Annotated in this window: 18 protein-coding genes and 1 pseudogene; 10 read left to right on the forward strand and 9 right to left on the reverse strand. The window is 55.2% G+C overall.

Going from position 1 to position 17,256, the window contains the following annotated elements:
- Positions 1-90: 90 nt before the first annotated feature.
- The 4 genes from FEZ62_RS02750 (at position 91) to hda (ending at position 4,721) form a co-directional block, all read left to right on the forward strand.
- A complete protein-coding gene (locus tag FEZ62_RS02750; RefSeq protein WP_172926746.1) occupies positions 91-1,161 on the forward strand; it encodes an AI-2E family transporter in 1,071 nt (356 codons plus the stop codon).
- Positions 1,162-1,459: 298 nt separating this feature from the next.
- Positions 1,460-2,032, forward strand: a complete 573-nt coding sequence (locus FEZ62_RS02755) for a DUF6436 domain-containing protein (protein WP_172926747.1) — start codon at positions 1,460-1,462, stop codon at positions 2,030-2,032.
- 165 nt (positions 2,033-2,197) lie between these two features.
- Positions 2,198-3,697 (forward strand): methyl-accepting chemotaxis protein, encoded by a 1,500-nt coding sequence (locus FEZ62_RS02760; protein ID WP_172926748.1) that lies wholly within the window; start codon positions 2,198-2,200, stop codon positions 3,695-3,697.
- 319 nt (positions 3,698-4,016) lie between these two features.
- Positions 4,017-4,721: a DnaA regulatory inactivator Hda gene (gene hda, locus FEZ62_RS02765; RefSeq protein WP_172926749.1), complete on the forward strand. Its 705-nt coding sequence runs from the start codon at positions 4,017-4,019 to the stop codon at positions 4,719-4,721.
- Positions 4,722-5,459: 738 nt separating this feature from the next.
- Here hda and FEZ62_RS02770 read toward each other — a convergent pair.
- From FEZ62_RS02770 to arsC, 3 genes are read right to left on the reverse strand one after another with little or no spacing between them, the layout of a single operon-like run.
- A complete protein-coding gene (locus FEZ62_RS02770) occupies positions 5,460-5,867 on the reverse strand; it encodes a DUF2069 domain-containing protein (protein WP_172926750.1) in 408 nt (135 codons plus the stop codon).
- Positions 5,860-6,465 carry an NAD(P)H:quinone oxidoreductase gene (gene wrbA / locus FEZ62_RS02775; RefSeq protein WP_069901609.1) on the reverse strand — a complete coding sequence of 202 codons (606 nt, stop codon included), beginning with the start codon at positions 6,463-6,465 and terminating at the stop codon, positions 5,860-5,862. Before wrbA ends, FEZ62_RS02770 begins: the two co-directional genes overlap by 8 nt.
- On the reverse strand, positions 6,462-6,815 hold the full coding sequence (gene arsC / locus FEZ62_RS02780; protein ID WP_069901610.1) for an arsenate reductase (glutaredoxin): 354 nt from the start codon (positions 6,813-6,815) through the stop codon (positions 6,462-6,464). The genes wrbA and arsC overlap by 4 nt, the downstream gene beginning before the upstream one ends.
- 118 nt (positions 6,816-6,933) lie before the next feature.
- On the opposite strand from arsC, the gene FEZ62_RS02785 reads away from it, so the two are divergent.
- On the forward strand, positions 6,934-8,166 hold the full coding sequence (locus FEZ62_RS02785) for a virulence factor BrkB family protein (protein ID WP_069901611.1): 1,233 nt from the start codon (positions 6,934-6,936) through the stop codon (positions 8,164-8,166).
- On the opposite strand, the gene FEZ62_RS02790 is transcribed toward FEZ62_RS02785, so the two are convergent.
- A complete protein-coding gene (locus FEZ62_RS02790; RefSeq protein WP_172926751.1) occupies positions 8,148-9,554 on the reverse strand; it encodes a PilZ domain-containing protein in 1,407 nt (468 codons plus the stop codon). The two genes, FEZ62_RS02785 and FEZ62_RS02790, sit on opposite strands and share 19 nt — an antisense overlap.
- A 30-nt stretch (positions 9,555-9,584) precedes the next feature.
- Here FEZ62_RS02790 and FEZ62_RS02795 point away from each other — a divergent pair, with 30 nt between their 5' ends.
- The gene (locus tag FEZ62_RS02795; protein WP_172926752.1) at positions 9,585-10,064 is read left to right on the forward strand and encodes a TlpA disulfide reductase family protein; all 480 of its coding nucleotides are present in this window, start codon (positions 9,585-9,587) and stop codon (positions 10,062-10,064) included.
- Positions 10,065-10,067: 3 nt separating this feature from the next.
- Positions 10,068-10,343 carry an acylphosphatase gene (locus FEZ62_RS02800; RefSeq protein ID WP_172926753.1) on the forward strand — a complete coding sequence of 92 codons (276 nt, stop codon included), beginning with the start codon at positions 10,068-10,070 and terminating at the stop codon, positions 10,341-10,343.
- Positions 10,344-10,384: 41 nt separating this feature from the next.
- On the opposite strand, the gene FEZ62_RS02805 is transcribed toward FEZ62_RS02800, so the two are convergent.
- The gene (locus tag FEZ62_RS02805; RefSeq protein WP_172926754.1) at positions 10,385-11,338 is read right to left on the reverse strand and encodes a hypothetical protein; all 954 of its coding nucleotides are present in this window, start codon (positions 11,336-11,338) and stop codon (positions 10,385-10,387) included.
- 26 nt (positions 11,339-11,364) lie between these two features.
- Complete coding sequence (locus FEZ62_RS02810; RefSeq protein ID WP_172926755.1) at positions 11,365-13,080, reverse strand: proline--tRNA ligase; 1,716 nt, start codon at positions 13,078-13,080, stop codon at positions 11,365-11,367.
- 153 nt (positions 13,081-13,233) lie between these two features.
- On the opposite strand from FEZ62_RS02810, the gene FEZ62_RS02815 reads away from it, so the two are divergent.
- Positions 13,234-13,596, forward strand: a complete 363-nt coding sequence (locus FEZ62_RS02815) for a PaaI family thioesterase (RefSeq protein WP_172927061.1) — start codon at positions 13,234-13,236, stop codon at positions 13,594-13,596.
- A 92-nt stretch (positions 13,597-13,688) separates the two neighbouring features.
- On the opposite strand, the gene FEZ62_RS02820 is transcribed toward FEZ62_RS02815, so the two are convergent.
- Positions 13,689-14,987, reverse strand: a complete 1,299-nt coding sequence (locus FEZ62_RS02820; RefSeq protein ID WP_150548738.1) for an OprD family porin — start codon at positions 14,985-14,987, stop codon at positions 13,689-13,691.
- A gap of 782 nt (positions 14,988-15,769) precedes the next feature.
- Between FEZ62_RS02820 and FEZ62_RS02825 the strand changes: the two genes are divergently transcribed.
- A complete protein-coding gene (locus tag FEZ62_RS02825) occupies positions 15,770-16,201 on the forward strand; it encodes an HIT domain-containing protein (RefSeq protein WP_069901618.1) in 432 nt (143 codons plus the stop codon).
- On the forward strand, positions 16,198-16,404 hold the full coding sequence (locus FEZ62_RS02830; protein WP_069901619.1) for a SlyX family protein: 207 nt from the start codon (positions 16,198-16,200) through the stop codon (positions 16,402-16,404). The genes FEZ62_RS02825 and FEZ62_RS02830 overlap by 4 nt, the downstream gene beginning before the upstream one ends.
- A 71-nt stretch (positions 16,405-16,475) precedes the next feature.
- Here the strand turns inward: FEZ62_RS02830 and FEZ62_RS20690 are convergent, their stop codons facing one another.
- Both FEZ62_RS20690 and FEZ62_RS20910 read right to left on the reverse strand, forming a co-directional pair.
- Complete coding sequence (locus FEZ62_RS20690) at positions 16,476-16,703, reverse strand: cold-shock protein (RefSeq protein WP_239655588.1); 228 nt, start codon at positions 16,701-16,703, stop codon at positions 16,476-16,478.
- Between the two features lie 57 nt (positions 16,704-16,760).
- A pseudogene (locus FEZ62_RS20910) lies at positions 16,761-17,081 on the reverse strand (cold shock domain-containing protein membrane protein); the annotation flags it as partial.
- Positions 17,082-17,256: the final 175 nt, after the last annotated feature.

The following is a 17,256-nucleotide window of genomic DNA, read 5'->3' on the forward strand; positions in this document are numbered from 1 at the left end:
GACTCTCCAAAACCGCCAGAAAGCCTCTGGCGGTTTGTTTCTTTTATAGTCGTATGATCTTTTTTCTTAATACTCGGTTGAGGCGCTTGCATGAAGGAATCAACACGTTGGCTATGGTTGGCTGGGCTGCTACTGACGGCTTGGCTGGTGTACTTGCTGCTGCCGATCCTGTCGCCGTTTGTCGTCGGCATGTTTATCGCCTACCTCGGCGATCCGCTGGTCGACCGGTTCGAACGCTGGGGAATGTCCCGTACCTGGGGCGTAGTTGTGGTATTTGCGCTGATCACGCTGGTCACGATGGTGGCGCTTTTAGTGCTGATTCCGCTTCTGGGCAAGCAGCTAATGCGCCTTTACGAGCTGCTTCCCGAGATAATTGACTGGGTTCAGCACAGTGCACTGCCGTGGTTGCAGCTTAAAATGGGGCTATCCGATGATTTCTGGCAGTTCGACAAACTGAAGCAGGCGCTGTCGGGCAATCTTGGCAAGACCACCGATTTCGTTGGGCTGATCGTGTCGAAAGTCACTGCCTCAAGCGTGGCGGTGGTCGCCTGGCTGGCAAACCTGTTCCTGATTCCGGTGGTAGGTTTTTATCTACTGCGTGACTGGGATGTGATGATGGCAAAGCTGCGCGGCATGCTGCCACGCTCCAGCGAGAAGCGCATAGTTGGCTTGATGGGCGAGTGTCACGAAGTGCTCGGCGCTTTCTTGCGCGGCCAGTTAATGGTCATGGTAGCGCTGGGTACCATCTATGCGATCGGCCTGATGAGCATCGGCCTGGAGCTTGGCTTGCTGATCGGCCTGCTCGCCGGTCTTGCCAGTATCGTGCCTTATCTGGGCGTTGCAGTCGGCGTGAGCGCGGCAATGGCCGCCGGGTTATTCCAGTTTGGGGTTGATCTCTATCCGCTGCTGGCAATCGCGGGCGTGTTCATTGTCGGGCAAATGCTGGAGGGCATGCTGCTCACACCTTGGCTGGTGGGTGACCGTATCGGTCTGCATCCGGTGGCGGTCATTTTCGCAATTATGGCTGGTGGCCAGCTCTTTGGTTTCACCGGCGTACTTTTAGCCCTGCCGGCAGCAGCCGTTATCATGGTTTTGCTACGCCATGCCCATGTCTTTTATAAGCACTCACGCGCCTATGGAGTTGAAGAAGTGGGTGAATGACTCGATGACTCAGCACTTTGCCTCTATTGAGACAATGCCTCCTTGATCGAGCGAGCTGAATGGTAAGACTTCATGATGCTTGGCCGGCCTGTCGCGGCAGTGTCGGCTAATGAGATGTTCCGACAGGCCGTGCATGCGTGTGCCCGGCAGGAGGCTGGAGCACATCAGACAACAGGCTTTTTAAGGGCAAACGGTAAGTGAAGTAGGCCGCAGCCCTAGCGAATCCATCGCCCGTTAAATAACTGGCAGGGCTGAATCCAATCGTTCAAATCAATATTCTCAAGGCTTAATGCTGCCCATGAGTCGCTTGAATCGTAATACGCTGCTGGCCTGTTTGCTGATTACGCTCTGGGCCGTCTCTATGTTGGTAGCCTATTGGTGGTACGAGGCGCGTTATCTGCGCAGCTTCAATGAGCAGGCTGAGTTGTTTGACGGCGATCAGTTACACCTGCCCGATGAACTGGTCGGTATGAATTCGATCCGACTGGTGCATTTTTGGGATCCGTCCTGTCCATGCAATGCCGGTAATCAGCAGCAACTGACGGAATTGATCAGCCGTTTCGGCCCAAAGGGTGTGAGCTTTTTCGCGGTACGAGCGCCTGGCAGTCAGGGTCAGCTGCCTGATACGTTATCTGCTGTGCAGAACATAGCCAGCGTGTCCTGGAGTGACAAAATCCCAGCCAGCCCCGCCGTGGCGATATGGGACAGTTCAGGCAAGCTTTCCTATTTTGGACCCTACAGTGAAGGGGCTACCTGTACCTCCGGCAACAGCTTTATAGAGCCCATCCTTGAGGCGTTAAGTGCTGGATTGCCAGTAAGCGCCAGTAACATGCTGGCGGTAAGCTGCTTCTGCGATTGGGCGCGCGACTGACTGGCGGAAGTCGATACGTTTTTGTGAAATTCTTCTCAAATATGAATTCAATTTGCCGATATAGCGATTGCGGGGTGTTAGCAACCTGCGCAGGTTAAAGGCTGCCTGCAGCGATTAACTATTGCTTCTTCCCTGAATTCAACACCCACTTTTGAGCGTCTCGCGATGTCCACCAGCGACCAATACCTCCAACAGCATTTCCGCAAAGCAGATCGCATCATGTTAGGTGTGCTCTGGCTGATGTTTGTGTACTCGCTCTGCCTCGCTCTTTGGCATGACACTTGGGGGCAGGCTTTATTTGTCGGCGGTAGTACGGCTGTTGTGATGAGCGTACTGAACCAGCTGATCAGTGGTCAGCGCCTGCTGCGTTGTGCGATGGGCGCCGCCTACATGGTTATGGCAGCCCTGCACATCAATCAGGCAGGCGGCATGCTGGAAATGCATTTCAGCATCTTTGTGTTGCTGGCTTTCCTGGTGTACTACCGCGACTGGTTGCCCATTGTGGTTGCCGCGTTGGTGATTGCTGTGCATCACATCAGTTTTTTTGCCCTGCAAATGCAAGGTGTTGATGTAATCGTTTTGACTAGTGGCAGTTGGCCAATCATCTTCCTCCATGCGCTGTATGTGATTGCAGAAAGCTCGATCCTGATTTATCTGGCAGTGCAGGCCAACGCGGAGGCTGTTGAAAGTGCTGCGTTGATGCAAGCTGCCGAAAAATTGACTGAGAACAGTGATGAGGTTGATCTTAGCTATCGCAGCAATGCTCAGGGTAAAGTCAGCCAGGGTTTTAACCAATTTCTGGGTACGCTTGAGGAGTTGGTCAGTGAAGTAATCAAAGATACGCATAGCCTTAAAAAAATGGGCGATAGTCTACTGCTAGCGACGGGGCACTTGAGCACGGGCGCGGAGCAACAGCAGGGCGAGATTATCTACATGAGCTCAGCCATGCTGCAGATGAGTACGGCTATTGACGAAGTTGCTGAACATGCTGATAGCGCCGCAACGGCCGCACAAAATGCTAATCAGCAAGCCGCTGAAGGTAGCCAATCGGTCAATCAGGTGCGTTTAAAAATCGACAACCTGGCCGCACAAATCGACATCACTGAAGTCGAAGTCCAAGCGCTGGCCAAACAGTCCGAGCAAATTGGTAAGGTACTGGAAGTTATTCGCTCAATTGCAGATCAGACAAACTTACTTGCCCTGAACGCAGCGATTGAGGCTGCCCGTGCTGGCGAACATGGCCGTGGGTTTGCTGTCGTGGCTGACGAGGTGCGCAATCTGGCGCAGAAAACTGCGTTGTCTACTGCTGAAATCCAACAGATCATCAGCGATCTTCAGCAAGGCAGTCGCAATGCAGCGGCCGCGATGGAAGAGAGCCGAGACAACGTGCGCGTCTGCGTGACAGACACGCAGGCAACAGCTGAAATGCTCGGCGTCGTAGCCAAAGACATCAATGCCATCACTCAAATGAACGAGCTGATTGCCGCCGCGACCCACGAGCAAGCGGCGACCAGTGCAGAAGTCAGTCAGCACCTGCATAGCGTGCAGCAAGTCGCCGAGCAAACGCTTGATGATGCGAAAAAACTCAATGAAGATGGCCGGCACCTCAGCCAGCTAGCCGAGCGTTTAAGCAAGTTGAGCAGTCGCTTCCGTACTGACCGCTAACGCTTGGCCGTCGCGCCCTTGCGGAGTTCTGCATTTGCTGCGCCGAAAAAGCGGGTGTCAGAGCGGATGTCATGATGCGCAGTGCAGCGCGTCGTCATTGTATGCAGCACCCCCGGTTCGAGGTGCTGCTGGTTCAGAGTTACTGTTGAATCTGAGCCGAAAACCAAGCGTATTTTGGTTCAGGTCGGTGCCATTCTCAAAGCCTAAGCCTTTGAATCAAGCTGAAAAATTCAGCAATGACACAGCCCTCCGAAGCCTATAAACTTTGACTACTTTATGGAGAGCCTGCTGGCGATTCTGAGGAACCGCCAAAACCCGCATGAACCCAATTCAGCTGCCACTCGGTGTGCGTCTGCGTGATGACGCCACCTTTGCCAACTACTATCCCGGAGCTAACGCTGCGGCGCTAGGCTATGTCGAGCGTCTTTGTGAGGCTGAAGCCGGCTGGGCGGAAAGTCTTATCTATCTCTGGGGGCATAACGGTGTTGGCCGTAGCCACTTGCTCCAGGCTGCATGCCTGCGTTTCGAGCAGCGTGGTGAGTTGGCGGTGTATCTGCCGTTCAGTCAGGTTGATGACTTCAACCCGTCGCTCCTCGACAACCTTGAGCGTTGCGAGTTGGTGTGCCTTGATGATCTGGAGTGTGTGGTTGGGCGTAGGGATTGGGAAGAGGCGCTGTTCCATCTGTTCAATCGCCTGCGCGACAGTGGCCGCAAGTTGCTGCTGGCCGCGAACAGTTCGCCGCGTGAACTGGCTGTCAAACTACCCGATCTGAAATCCCGCCTGACTCTGGCGCTGGTATTCCAGCTGCAAGGGCTCTCGGATGAAGACAAGCTGCGCGCTCTGCAGTTGCGTGCATCGCGCCGAGGGCTGCACCTGAGTGATGAAGTAGGGCGCTTCATTCTCACGCGTGGCGAGCGCAGCATGAACTCGCTGTTCGATCTGCTCGAGCGCCTGGACCATGCTTCCCTTCAAGCCCAGCGCAAGCTGACAATTCCGTTCCTAAAAGAAACCCTCGGCTGGTAAAAATCTGTTTTCTGGCGGCTGCGCTTGGTCATGCTGCGTTGGATTAGCGTTCGGAACGCTCACTTACATGAGTAAGCTTCGCGCCCCGCCCACGAATCCGCCTTGCCTGACCTACGCTCGCCCCGCCAGAAAAGCAGATTTTCCCCGTCACAAAACCCCGTAGGGCTTTGGAGCGGAAAGGCTTTTGGTTAAGAGCTATACGGCAGAGCGGTGTGATTTTTTGGTGGGGGCGCAGCACTCGCGCCATCTTTGCGCCATGCTGCGTTGGATTAGCGTTCGGAACGCTCACTTACATGAATAAGCTTCGCGACCCGACCACGAATCCGCCTTGCCTGGCCTGCGCTCGCCTCGCCAGAAAAGCAGATTTTCCCCGTCACAAAACCCCGTAGGGCTGGATAGCGGGAGGGCTGTTGGTTGAGAGCTATGAAGCAGAGCAGGGCGGGCTTCGGGGGAAATGGCTTGGGGATGAGATAACGATAAACGACAGTGGCCTTTCCGCATTAAGCAACGAGCGCGAAAACTTCAATAGCCCACGCTCTGCTTCTAACCAAAGCCTCTGCCCTTAATTAAGCTTCCCGCTTCACGCGGTCTTCGGGTGAGCCTCTGTGTAGGTGCGAGCGGTGGGAGTGCAAGGCAAAAAGCTGTTCAAACGCGGAGTTTACGTAAAGTAAATGAGCATTTTGAGCAGCTTTTTAACGCCGCAATCGCGCCGCGCAGCCCTTCACAGTGGCTCCTAAATCACTCACCAGAAAGTTTGCGATCTTGTTGAAATTTCCAGCGGGTGTATAGAAGGGCGCTGCAAAAGAGGCTGAAGCTGATGATGGTTTCCAGCACGCCAAACACGGCCCTGCTTGGGTCGATTGCCGCGAGGATTCCCTGAATGAAGTACAGGTTTATCACGAAGCAGGTCCACGCATGACCGCGTGCATGGCCAAGAAACATACCGGGCGCGAGCAGCAGCAATGGCAGTAACTGGATGCACATGACCACCCAGGTGCGGGCGCCGTGTAGATCAGCGAAACCCAGGTTCCACACTGCGATGAGCAGCGCCAATGCTACGAACAGCACGAGGCTGACGATGCGGCTGGCTTGCACACGTGGCTGTAGCCACTCAAGGCTCGGCAGTGGTTTTTTCGCTTTAGCCACGACCGGCCTCCAGTTTGATTGCGGTACGGGCTATACGCTCACCCAGTGCGCGGCACAGGGTTTTCTCGTGTTCATCCAGCGCGCGCTTACCATCTGCTCCAGCATAGTGGCTCGGGCCATACGGTGTGCCGCCGCCTTGGGTGTTGAGCAGGGCAGACTCACTGTAAGGCAGACCGGTTATCAGCATGCCGTGGTGGAGCAGCGGCAGCATCATCGACAGCAGAGTTGTTTCCTGGCCGCCGTGCAGGCTGGCGGTTGAGGTGAAAACCCCAGCAGGCTTGCCGACTAGTTCACCGGTTAGCCAAAGGCTGCTGGTGCCATCAAGGAAGTACTTGAGTGGCGCAGCCATGTTGCCAAAGCGCGTAGGGCTGCCGAGCACCAGAGCTGAGCAGTTTTTCAGGTCGTCGAGGCTTGCATACAGCGCGCCTTCTTCAGGAATTGCCGGAGCAACCGCTTCGCATTCGGTCGAGATTGCGGGCACGGTGCGCAAGCGGGCTTCCATGCCGGCTTTTTCGATGCCGCGGGCGATTAGCTTGGCCATCTCGCTGGTTGCGCCGTGGCGGCTGTAATACAGCACCAGTACGTAAGGTGTGCTCACGCTAGAATCTCCAGAACCCGCTCGGGCGGACGGCCGACAATGGCGCGATCACCGGCGATAAGAATCGGCCGCTCGATCAGCTTGGGATTGGCCGCCATGGCGTCAATCAACTGCTGTTCGGTGAGCGTGGCATCAGCCAAGTTAAGGGCTTTGTATTCTTCTTCGCCGGTTCGGAGCAGGCTGCGGGCCGGCATGTCGAGCTTGCGCAGCAGCGCTGTCAGTTCATCTGCGCTGGGCGGCGTTTCGAGATAGCGCACGATGGTCGGAGTCAGGCCGCGTTCTTCGAGTATCTGCAAGGCGCTGCGGGATTTGGAGCAGCGCGGGTTGTGATATAGCGTCAGATCGGTCATGAGAGGGCTCGCATGTTGCATCAGGTGGCGGCTATTCTAACCTCATGAGGGGTGTAAGTCTGAACACCTCGGCGCATTGCGTGTCTTAAACGCTATGGCTGTTGGCTAAGGAGAGGGCATGCTTCAGCGTTTTAAAAATTGGATCGAATTCTGGCGGTTTCTGATTCAGCGATTTCTGGCGGATCGGGGCGCCAATAATGCGGCTGCGCTGACCTACACCACGCTGTTTGCGGTGGTGCCGATGATGACCGTGACCTTCTCGATGCTTTCAACCGTGCCGGCGTTTCAGGGCATGAGCGAGCAAATACAAACATTCATTTTCCATAACTTCGTACCGTCCGCCGGCGAGATGGTGCAGGACTATCTGCGCGACTTCACTACCCAGGCCAGACAGCTGACGTGGGTAGGGGTGATTTTTCTAGCGGTCACGGCGTTCTTGATGCTGGTTACCATCGAGAAAACCTTCAACACCATTTGGCGCGTGCGTCAGCCACGGCGCGGGGTTTCGAGTTTTTTGCTGTATTGGGCGATCTTGAGTCTGGGGCCAATCCTGCTCGGCGCCGGGTTCGCGATCAGTACCTATGTGGGTTCGTTAGCGCTTCTTTCCGGACCTGACGCGCTGATCAACGCCGAGTTGCTCTGGCGCTTTATGCCGTTATTGTTTAGTACAGCGGCATTCACCTTGCTTTACGCCACAGTGCCGAATGCGCGCGTGCCGTTGAAGCACGCTCTGATTGGCGGGCTGTTCACGGCAGTATTGTTTGAAGTGGCCAAGTCGCTGTTTGGTTTGTATGTGCGGATATTCCCGAGTTATCAGCTTATCTACGGGGCGTTCGCTACCGTGCCGTTGTTTTTGTTGTGGATTTACTTGTCCTGGCTGATTGTGCTGATCGGTGCAGAGTTGGTCTGCAACTTGTCATCCTCGTATCAGTGGCGCAAGTTGGCCATGCCCAAGCTGTTGGTTGTGCTCGGTATCCTGCGGGTTTTCCATGATCGTCAGCAGTCCGGCTTGAAGGTGCGTCTGCGTGATGTTCAGCGCCAAGGCTGGAATTTGCCCGAGCATGAATGGGAGGAGGCGTTGGAGTATCTGGAACGCCAGCATCTGGTTGCACCAATCGGGGCCGGGCGCTGGTTGTTGAGCCGCGATATCAATACCTACAGCATGAAACGCCTGATTAATCATAGCCCGTGGCCATTGCCGCGCCCGGAGCAGTTGCCGGAAAATCTCGACGAGCCTTGGTATCCGGCATTTCGTCAGGCATTGCTCAAGCTTGATGAGGAGCAGGGCCGTCTGTTTGATGACAGCCTGAGCAGCTGGTTACAAGGTGAGCCTCAAAGCACTACTGGGTAGCGCGTGACGCAAACAGTTTCGAGGTTCGCCGTTGGCAGCGGCAGTATTTTCTGGTGGTGCATGTTGTTCATTTGCAGCCAGACGTTCTCGCCTTCGACAAATTGCCCGGTCGGCAGCCATAAACCATGATGCCAGGCGCTGTCTTGCGCCGGTGTGCTTTGCAAAATACCCGGATGGGTTTGTGCGCTGGGCGTGCGCCGCAGCCAGATGGGCTTGGGCAGCCCTTTTAGGTAGCGCAGCCCGAAGTGCATGCCCTCGGCGTTGATGTGACGCCAGCGCACCAGTGCCAGCGTCGGGATCACGCTGTCAGTCAGTAAAATGACCAGTTGGCCGACGCTGATCTTGGTCTTCTGCTCGGCGCTGCACAGCAGTCGGGCGCCGCCTGGGCTGGCATCCTGAATCAGTCCCGGAATTTTCAAAGGCCGCTGTTCTAACAGCTGCGCATGAATAGCCTGCAAACCGGCGACCAAATGGCAGGTCTGCTCGTGCTCAAGGCGTTGGTGGCGACGTTGTTGGCGGCCCAGCCAGTGCTGCTGAACCTCCTGAAGTAATGCGTGCTCTTTGCTGCTTTGCAGGGGGGAAGGCTCCTGCAAGGCGATTAACAGCGCGCCCAATTCAAAGCGACGCAAATATTCGACGCTGCCTTCTGGCGTTTGTGTGAGCGTCAGATAAGGCTGTGATTCGGTCAGATCAATTGTCGGGCCACTGGGTTCGTCTTCACGCTCCCAAGGCAATAGCACAGCATGTTGAGCTAACGGTGCGAGTGCGCTGAACAGCTCCAGACACTGGTTTTCGGCCAGATGGAAAGGGTTGCTCAGCGCGGCAAGCAGCATTTGCTGGTAGAGGCCGCGCAATGTATCGGCCGGAGTAGGTACGAATGCCGCCGCGATGGGATCGTCGAGGCACTGCTGATGCTCGCCAAGCCAGTAGATTATGTGACTGTCACGCCACAAGTTGGGATGCGGTTCCTGATACAGCTGGTGGTTACGCAGCATCTTCTGAGCAAGAAATTGCAGCGTCATGTACAGGCACCACGCTAGATGCGGGCGTGAAGGGTGCTTGCTCTGAAGTATCTGCAACAGCAGTCTTTTAAAGCCCGTAGCCAGTTCTTCGCAGAGTTGGATGAAGGCTTGGCCAAGCCGGGTTTGGCTTGAGTTCTGGCTGGAGTAGTGACGGAACGCGTCACTGAAACTTTGCAGTGCCCTTTGCCTTTCTAGTAAGGTCATCGGGCTGCGATTATGGCGGTGCAGTAAGCGCGTGATGCTGCTGAGGGCAGATTCAATCGGCATCTCCCGAGCTTGCGCCAGTTGCAGGCTAAGATCAGTCAATGAGTCGGCGTTTTGCTCACTTATCTCCGCCACTTCCAGACGCAAGGCATCGAGTGTCATGCCACCCCCGAGCGCACGAGGATCGAATGCATGGGTAATGCTTTCCAGACGTTTCTACGTTCATCCATAACGGTATTTGCTTGTCTTATTCTTATCGCCTGCAGCGACGATGTCGGGCTTGATCAACACGGTCAGAAGGTCGCGGCTGAACGTTTGCAAGGGCAGTGGCTGGTTATTAATTATTGGGCCGAGTGGTGTGCACCTTGCCGCACCGAGATCCCCGAGCTTAATGCCTTGAGCAGTCAGCTGGCAAAGGAATCCGTGCAGGTCGTGGGGGTTAATTTTGATGCCTTGCGCGGTAAAGAGCTAGGTACGGCGAGTGATGCAATGGGTATCAAGTTCACGGTTCTTGAAGAAGACCCGGCGCCACGCTTCAAATTGCCGCGCGCCGAGGCATTACCTGTCACTTATATAGTCGACGATAAAGGCCAGATGCGCGAACGGCTACTGGGTGAGCAAACCGCTGCGGGTATTACCAAACGCCTGCAAGTACTGCGTGACGAGGGATAGGCTATGACGCAAATCTGTATGCATGGGTTTGTCAGCGGTCTTGTGCAGGGCGTTGGCTATCGCCAGGCAAGCGCTGAAAAGGCTGAAGAACTTGAGCTTAACGGCTGGACGCGTAACCTTGCGGATTCACGCGTAGAGGTTTTGTGCGAGGGCGAGCAGGACGCTGTCGAGGCGTTTGTTGAGTGGCTTAAGCAAGGGCCGCAAGCAGCCGAGGTCAGCGAGGTCAGCCTTACAGAGCAACCGCTGCAAGGCATTGCCGGTTTCATTGTGCGTCGATAATACCGAGACCGGCCCGCTGGATACGCGGGCCGTTGGCGTGTTTACAGCGATGCAGGGTCCGCAACCAGGCGGCCGGCATCCTGGGTCAGGGCTTTCAGAAAGCCTTCCTGAAGTTCAGGGTCGTTGCGAGTCAGTTCGATCAGGCTTTGTTCAAGCTCGCTGGCTTCTTCTTCCAATCCCAGCTCGGATAAGCGCTTCACCCGATGCACCCATTCAGCGGTGTCGTCGCCTTCGAGGTCGTCGTAGATCAGACGGTGCGCCTCATCCAGTTTGCCGCGCAGGGTATGGCTGACAGTCAGGCTGGCGTGCGCACTGGTATCACTCTGCTCGTCGGTGACGGTGAGCAGCAGTGTGCCAAGGCGAGCGCTGTCCTGATCGGCAAAGGGATTGTCGAGCAAGTTGATGCGCAAGATGCCGTTGCGGTCGGTGAGCAGTTCGTGATCCTTGCCGGCAGCGGTGACTGTGACCGGACGCTCGGCCCACGGCATGCTGGTGTACTCCATGCGCGTATCCAGACGTTGCTCGTCGATACTCGCCAGATTCTGCTGTGAGCGGCCATTGGATTCGGCATTGATGAACGGGTTGAGCCCGGCAAAGCCGTAGCTGATCCAGTCCTTGGTGACCGTATCCGGGAGGCTGCCCAGCAGCACCACATTCAATACGTTGGCGCCCACGCCGGCCACGACTGCAACCGCACCGAGAGGGATCTCGTACAGTTCGCGCCACGGTTGATAAGGCGTGTAGCGATCATAACGGCGGGTGACCTCGAAGGCGGTTACCTCAAAGGTTTTTTGTTCGTGCACACGCACGCGCCGTTGCGGCAAACCCAGTGTCTTGGGTTCGCCGGCATCGATTAGCAGGCTGTGATCGAGCAACTTACGCTCGATGCGTTCCTCGTGTTCGCTGCGTTGCGGGAGCTGGTTGGCACAGCCGCTGAGGAAGAGGGCGCAGCAGAGTGCTGCGCCGCCCAGGTGCAAGGTGTTTCGCTTGAGCATGATGACTCTTGGTAATGGTGCTGAAATCAGCGACTGATACGGGCCTGAATAAACGCCATGATGTCTGCGGCGGGGATCACCTGAGCCTCGGTTTCCGTGCGGCTCTTGTACTCCACGTTACCTTCGGCAAGGCTGCGGTCACTGACCACGATGCGATGCGGAATGCCGATCAGTTCCATGTCTGCGAATTTGATGCCCGGACTGGTCTTTTTGTCACGGTCATCGAGCAAAACTTCAAAGCCGGCTGCGGTGAGGTCTGCATAGAGCTTATCGGTTGCTTCGCGTACCACTTCGGTTTCGTAACGCAGTGGCACAAGCGCGATCTGGAACGGCGCCAGTGTGTCATTCCAGAGAATGCCGCGCTCGTCGAAGTTCTGCTCAATAGCCGCAGCGACCACGCGGGAAACACCGATGCCGTAGCAACCCATGGTCAGGGTAACGGGCTTGCCGTTCTCGCCCAGCACCTGGCAGTTGAGGGCCTGGCTGTACTTGGTGCCCAACTGGAAGATGTGGCCAACTTCGATGCCGCGCTTGATAACCAATGTGCCCTGGCCGTCCGGGCTCGGATCACCGGCCACCACGTTGCGCAGGTCGGCAACTTCCGGCAGCGGCAGATCGCGCTCCCAGTTAACGCCGAAGTAATGCTTGTCTTCGATGTTCGCACCGGCCGCGAAATCGCTCATCATCGCGACCGAGCGATCAATGATGCAGGTAATAGGCAGATTGACCGGGCCAAGGGAGCCTGGACCTGCACCAATCGCTGCACGAATTTCATCTTCATTGGCCATAACCAGCGGGCTGGCGACCTGCTCGAGGTTGGCGGCCTTGATTTCGTTAAGCTCATGATCGCCACGCACAATTAGCGCAACCAGCTTGCCTTCTTCGGCGCCATGCACGACCAGTGTCTTGATGGTTTTTTCGATGGCCAGATCAAAGCCTTCAACCAGAGCGCTGATGGTCTTGGTGTTCGGCGTATCGATCAGGCGCATGGCTTCGGTTGCAGCGCCGCGGCTGGTTTCGCGCGGAATGGCCTCGGCTTTCTCGATGTTGGCGGCGTAATCCGAGCTGTCGCTGAACGCGATGTTGTCTTCGCCGGAGTCTGCGAGTACATGGAATTCATGCGAGCCGGTGCCGCCGATCGAGCCGGTGTCGGCCTGTACCGGACGGAAATCAAGGCCCAGGCGGCTGAAGATGTTGCAGTAAGCCTGATGCATGCGGTCGTAGGTGACCTGCAGCGAAGCTTGGTCGGCGTGGAAAGAGTAGGCATCTTTCATGATGAACTCACGGCCACGCATCAGGCCAAAGCGCGGACGGATTTCGTCGCGAAATTTGGTCTGAATCTGGTACATGTTCAGCGGCAGCTGCTTGTAGCTGTTCAGCTCGTTACGCGCGAGGTCGGTAATCACCTCTTCGTGAGTTGGGCCTGCACAAAAATCACGGCCGTGACGGTCTTTCATGCGCAGCAATTCTGGGCCGTACTGTTCCCAGCGGCCAGACTCCTGCCACAGTTCGGCAGGCTGAATGCCTGGCATCAATACTTCCAGGGCGCCTGCTGCGTCCATTTCTTCGCGCACAATTTTCTCGACCTTGCGCAGGGTGCGCAGGCCCATCGGCAGCCATGTGTAGAGGCCGGAGGCAAGTTTGCGGATCATCCCGGCGCGGAGCATCAACTGGTGGCTGATAACAACGGCATCGCTAGGGGTTTCTTTCAGGGTCGAGAGCAGGAATTGACTGGTACGCATGATTGGCGGGTCTACCGATTGCAAAGACTTTATTAGGTCGGCATTGTACGGTGATGATTCGGTTGCGTATAGGATGCAGCTAATAGATGGCATAGGGAGGGGCGTGTGTTAACAGCACAAGAAGTACAAGACGTAATTCATGCCGGTTTGCCGATGGCGCAGGATCTGGATTTACGCATTGAGCGGCTGGATTCGGAAGGGGTGTTGGCGCGTGTGCCATTCAGCACCCGATTGGTGCGCCCCGGTGGCACTGTTTCAGGGCCAACCATGATGGCGCTGGCCGATGCGGCCATGTATGCCGTGGTGATGGGACGATTGGGGCGAGTCGAAATGGCAGTGACTTCTAATTTGAATATCAACTTTCTGGTCAAGCCTCAGCCAGTAGACTTATTGGCCGATGCACGCATCTTGCGCTTAAGTAAGCGTCAGGCAGTTTGTGAAGTTCTGCTTTACAGCGCTGGTAATGAAGGCGAATTAGTGGCGCATGTAACAGGGACTTATGCACTGCCGCTTTAATCCTGTTTAATTGCTGTTTGTTTAAATTTTGAGCAATAAAAAACCCGGCCGAAGCCGGGTTTTTTGTGTGCTGCTATTCAGTCAAGACTGAATTACATCACGTCCAGCGGGTAGTCCATGATGAAACGGAAATCGTTCACGTCAGCAGAGTAGAAGTCATTCTGTGCATCGTTGGCACGGTAGATCGCGCTACGGATACGGAACGACAGGTCTTTAGCTGCGCCGCTCTGGATCACGTATTTGGTTTCGAAGTCGAACTCGTGCTCTTTACCTTCTTCGCCAGCAACACCAGTGTCGATGTTGTCACCGTAGATGTAACGAGCCATGAAGCTCAGGCCTGGAACGCCGTATTCAGCCATGTTCAGGTCGTAGCGAGCCTGGTAAGACTGCTCGTCACGGCTTACGAAGTCAGAGTACTGAACCGAGTTGGCAACCCAGATGGTGCCGCCGCCGTCTACACCGTAGTTGTAGAGGGATGCATCACCAGTAGAACGCTGGTAAGCAACGGTGAAGGTGTGAGCGCCGATACCGTAAGCTGCTGCGATACTCCACAGGTCGTTATCGGTAGACAGACCGCCTTTACCGTCGTCAGTAGCGCCCAGCTCCTGGCCGTCACCCTTGGTGTGGTAACCGTTAACGTCGAAGTTGAGGTTCTGGCCTTCTGCGATCGGCAGGTTCCAGTTGACGTTCAGGTAAGTCTTTTTCCAGTAGTCTTCAACGTCAGAGTAGTGCAGGCCAGCGCTGAGGTTATCAGTGAAGGCGTAGTTTGCACCGTAGATGTTGGCTGCTTTCAGTTCGAAGGTGTCACGGTCAGTCGAAGTTTGGCTGCTCATTGCAGTGAAACGACCGCCAGACAGCTCAAGACCTTCGATTTCGTTGCTGACCAGGTAAGTACCGGTTGCAACTTCTGGCAGGATGCGGCTGTCGTCAGTGCTGAACACTGGGCTGCCAACAAACTGGCTACCGTATTTCAGGCCAGTGTTGGAAACGCGGAACTTGATAGCGCCACCAACTTCGGTCTGGGTTTTTTCAGCGCTGCCGTCGCTCGACTGATCGAACTGGCCAGTACCGAAACGGCCACGGCCGCTGTCCAGTGCCAGGCTGCTCAGAGTGTGAGCGTCAAAGCCTACACCGATGGTGCCTTGAGTGAAGCCAGATTCGAACAGGGTGCGCAGACCCCAGCCAGTTTCTTCGCGGTAGCCATTACCAGAGCCAGCAGTGTTGCTAGCGCCGTTGCGGAAGTCACGGTTCATGTACAGAACGCGGTTGAAGATGTCGAAGCTGCTGTCTTCGATAAAACCGTTCGATTCGGATTGGCTAGAGGCGAAAGCCATCTGCGTCGAGCCCGCGGCTACTGCCAGGGCGATTGTGCTCCACTTCATCACTTGCATCGTGACTGCTCCTTTGGTTTAGAAGAGTTGCGCTACCCAATTAATTGTTGTATGGGCGGCTCTTTCTTTTTGTGTCGGCGCTAAACTTATAACACGCGACTAATTATGGCGATACTTGCGTTGTTAACGTTGCGCTTTCTTCAGCTTGGTGTCGCAAATATAACTGAAGGGTGTCGCAATTCTATAGTTTCCCATGGGCTTTCTAAAGCACCCATTTCGGCTATTTTTATACTATTTACAAGTTGCTTTGCTAGTGGGAATGGCACCCGTCTGGCATTGCAGTGACAGAAAGCAAGAGTCGTGCACAAAATGCGCAGTTGCTCTAATAAATATTTGAAAACCTCAAATGCAGCCTGTTTTAGAGTGTCTCGATCACCGCTTGAGCCCTTTAATCCGGTGCTTTGCGCTGTATTTAACGGTGCAAAAAAAGTCCCGATGTGCAGCTGTTCGTGGGTGTCGCTATTTCTGATTTTAAAGTCAACTTATGCTGTTAAGTGGCCAGCAGGTAACATTTTTTGAGCTTTCAAGTGCTAAGTGGTAACAAAATGGTGCACGGGTTGCGCTTAAGTTGATGAAATTCGCCGTATTTTGGTGCGTCGGCGCCCTTCATGGAGTCTCGGATTTTCACTGCGCATCGGCGTGTAGCTGAGGCGAAGCGGGTAAACTTACGGCTTTGTCAGGTTCATTCTGCTGAATTGTTGTTGCAGTCTTATTGACGGCGCCGCACTTGGTCGGCTGAGCCGCTAGAATGATCACTATTAATGGCGATACCGGAGAAGTTTATGTTTGCCTTGGACTCACGACTGCAGCAAGACACTGTCTTGATCGGGGATTTTCCGCTGTGTCGGTTATTGCTGATGAATGATGCCAATTACCCTTGGTTTATTCTGGTGCCCAGGCGCGAAGAGGTCAGTGAGATATTTCAGCTCGACACGGCCGATCAGGCGCTGCTGTGGAATGAAACCAGCGAGCTGGCGGCTACCCTCAAGGACACCTTCGCCGCGGATAAAATGAATGTTGCGACGCTGGGTAACATGGTGGCGCAGTTGCACATGCACGTAATTGTTCGGCGTCGCGCTGATGCGGCGTGGCCTGCTCCTGTTTGGGGGAAGCATTCGGCAATACCCTACAGCGATGAGCAGATAGCCGCGATCACGGCCAAGTTGCGCGGCGTGCTGGCGGACGATTTCACGTTTGCCGAGGTGGCTAAGTGACGACTGAAGAACGTATCAATGAGCTTGAAAGCCGTCTGGCATTTCAGGATGACACTATCCAGGCGTTGAATGATGAGCTGGTTGCGCAGCAAAAGGTCTTGGAGCGTATGCGCTTGCAGCTGGAAATGCTTGCCAAGCGTCAGGAGGAGTTGAGTGCTGGCTCTGGTATTTCCCAGGACGACGCGCCACCGCCGCATTATTGAAATCTAATCAGTGTGTTTCGCTTGAGCATAAAAAAACCCGCAATTGCGGGTTTTTTTATGGCCAGTCTCGCTTAGCGGCGGGTTGGCAATGCTGCGATAACATCCTCAGCTTGCAGGCCTTTATCGCGCTGCATAACCGAGAACTCTACGCGCTGGCCTTCGACCAGAACGCGATGGCCTTCGCCGCGGATTGCGCGAAAGTGGACGAAAATATCATCGCCGGAGTCGCGCGAAATAAAGCCGAAACCTTTGGATGTATTGAACCACTTCACGGTGCCTGTTTCACGGTCGCCAGCAATAGCTGTTGATTTGCTGCTGGTGCGTGGTTGCAAGCGAATATTGATTATCAGGTGGAGCAAAACGCCCAGAGCGGCAATGGCAAGGCTGAAGAGAATTGCTGGCTGGCCGGCGATTTCTGTCAGCGGGGCCAGCAAAGCCAATGCTTGCAGCGCGGTGGCGAGAATTAACAGTACAGAGACTAGATTCTGCAATGCAGCACGGGAGCCCTGATGCCAGATTGGCAGTTGCGGAGCCAGAATCAGGTTGGTCATGGCAAAGAGGATCAGATACAGAGCGTCAGGATGTTGCAGCATTGATGGGGCGGTATTGCCCAGAGCGGGTACGAATGAAAGGAGTAACGCGGCGATACCTGTTACCAGGTGGACGATTTTAAGCATGTTGGTTCAGCTCACTTATAAGATACGGATCACTAGGAAGAGCGGATTCGCAGGTGTTGCCACAGAGAAGAAGGCTTGGAGAACGCGCGAAATCTGCCTATGCGTTGCCCGTAGAATGAGGGGCAGCGACACGCGGCGTATTTAACAGCAAAGCTTGGGGGTACTCAAATGTGTC

The sequence above is a fragment of the Pseudomonas sp. MS19 genome (assembly GCF_013277615.1).
GTDB lineage: Bacteria > Pseudomonadota > Gammaproteobacteria > Pseudomonadales > Pseudomonadaceae > Aquipseudomonas > Aquipseudomonas marincola.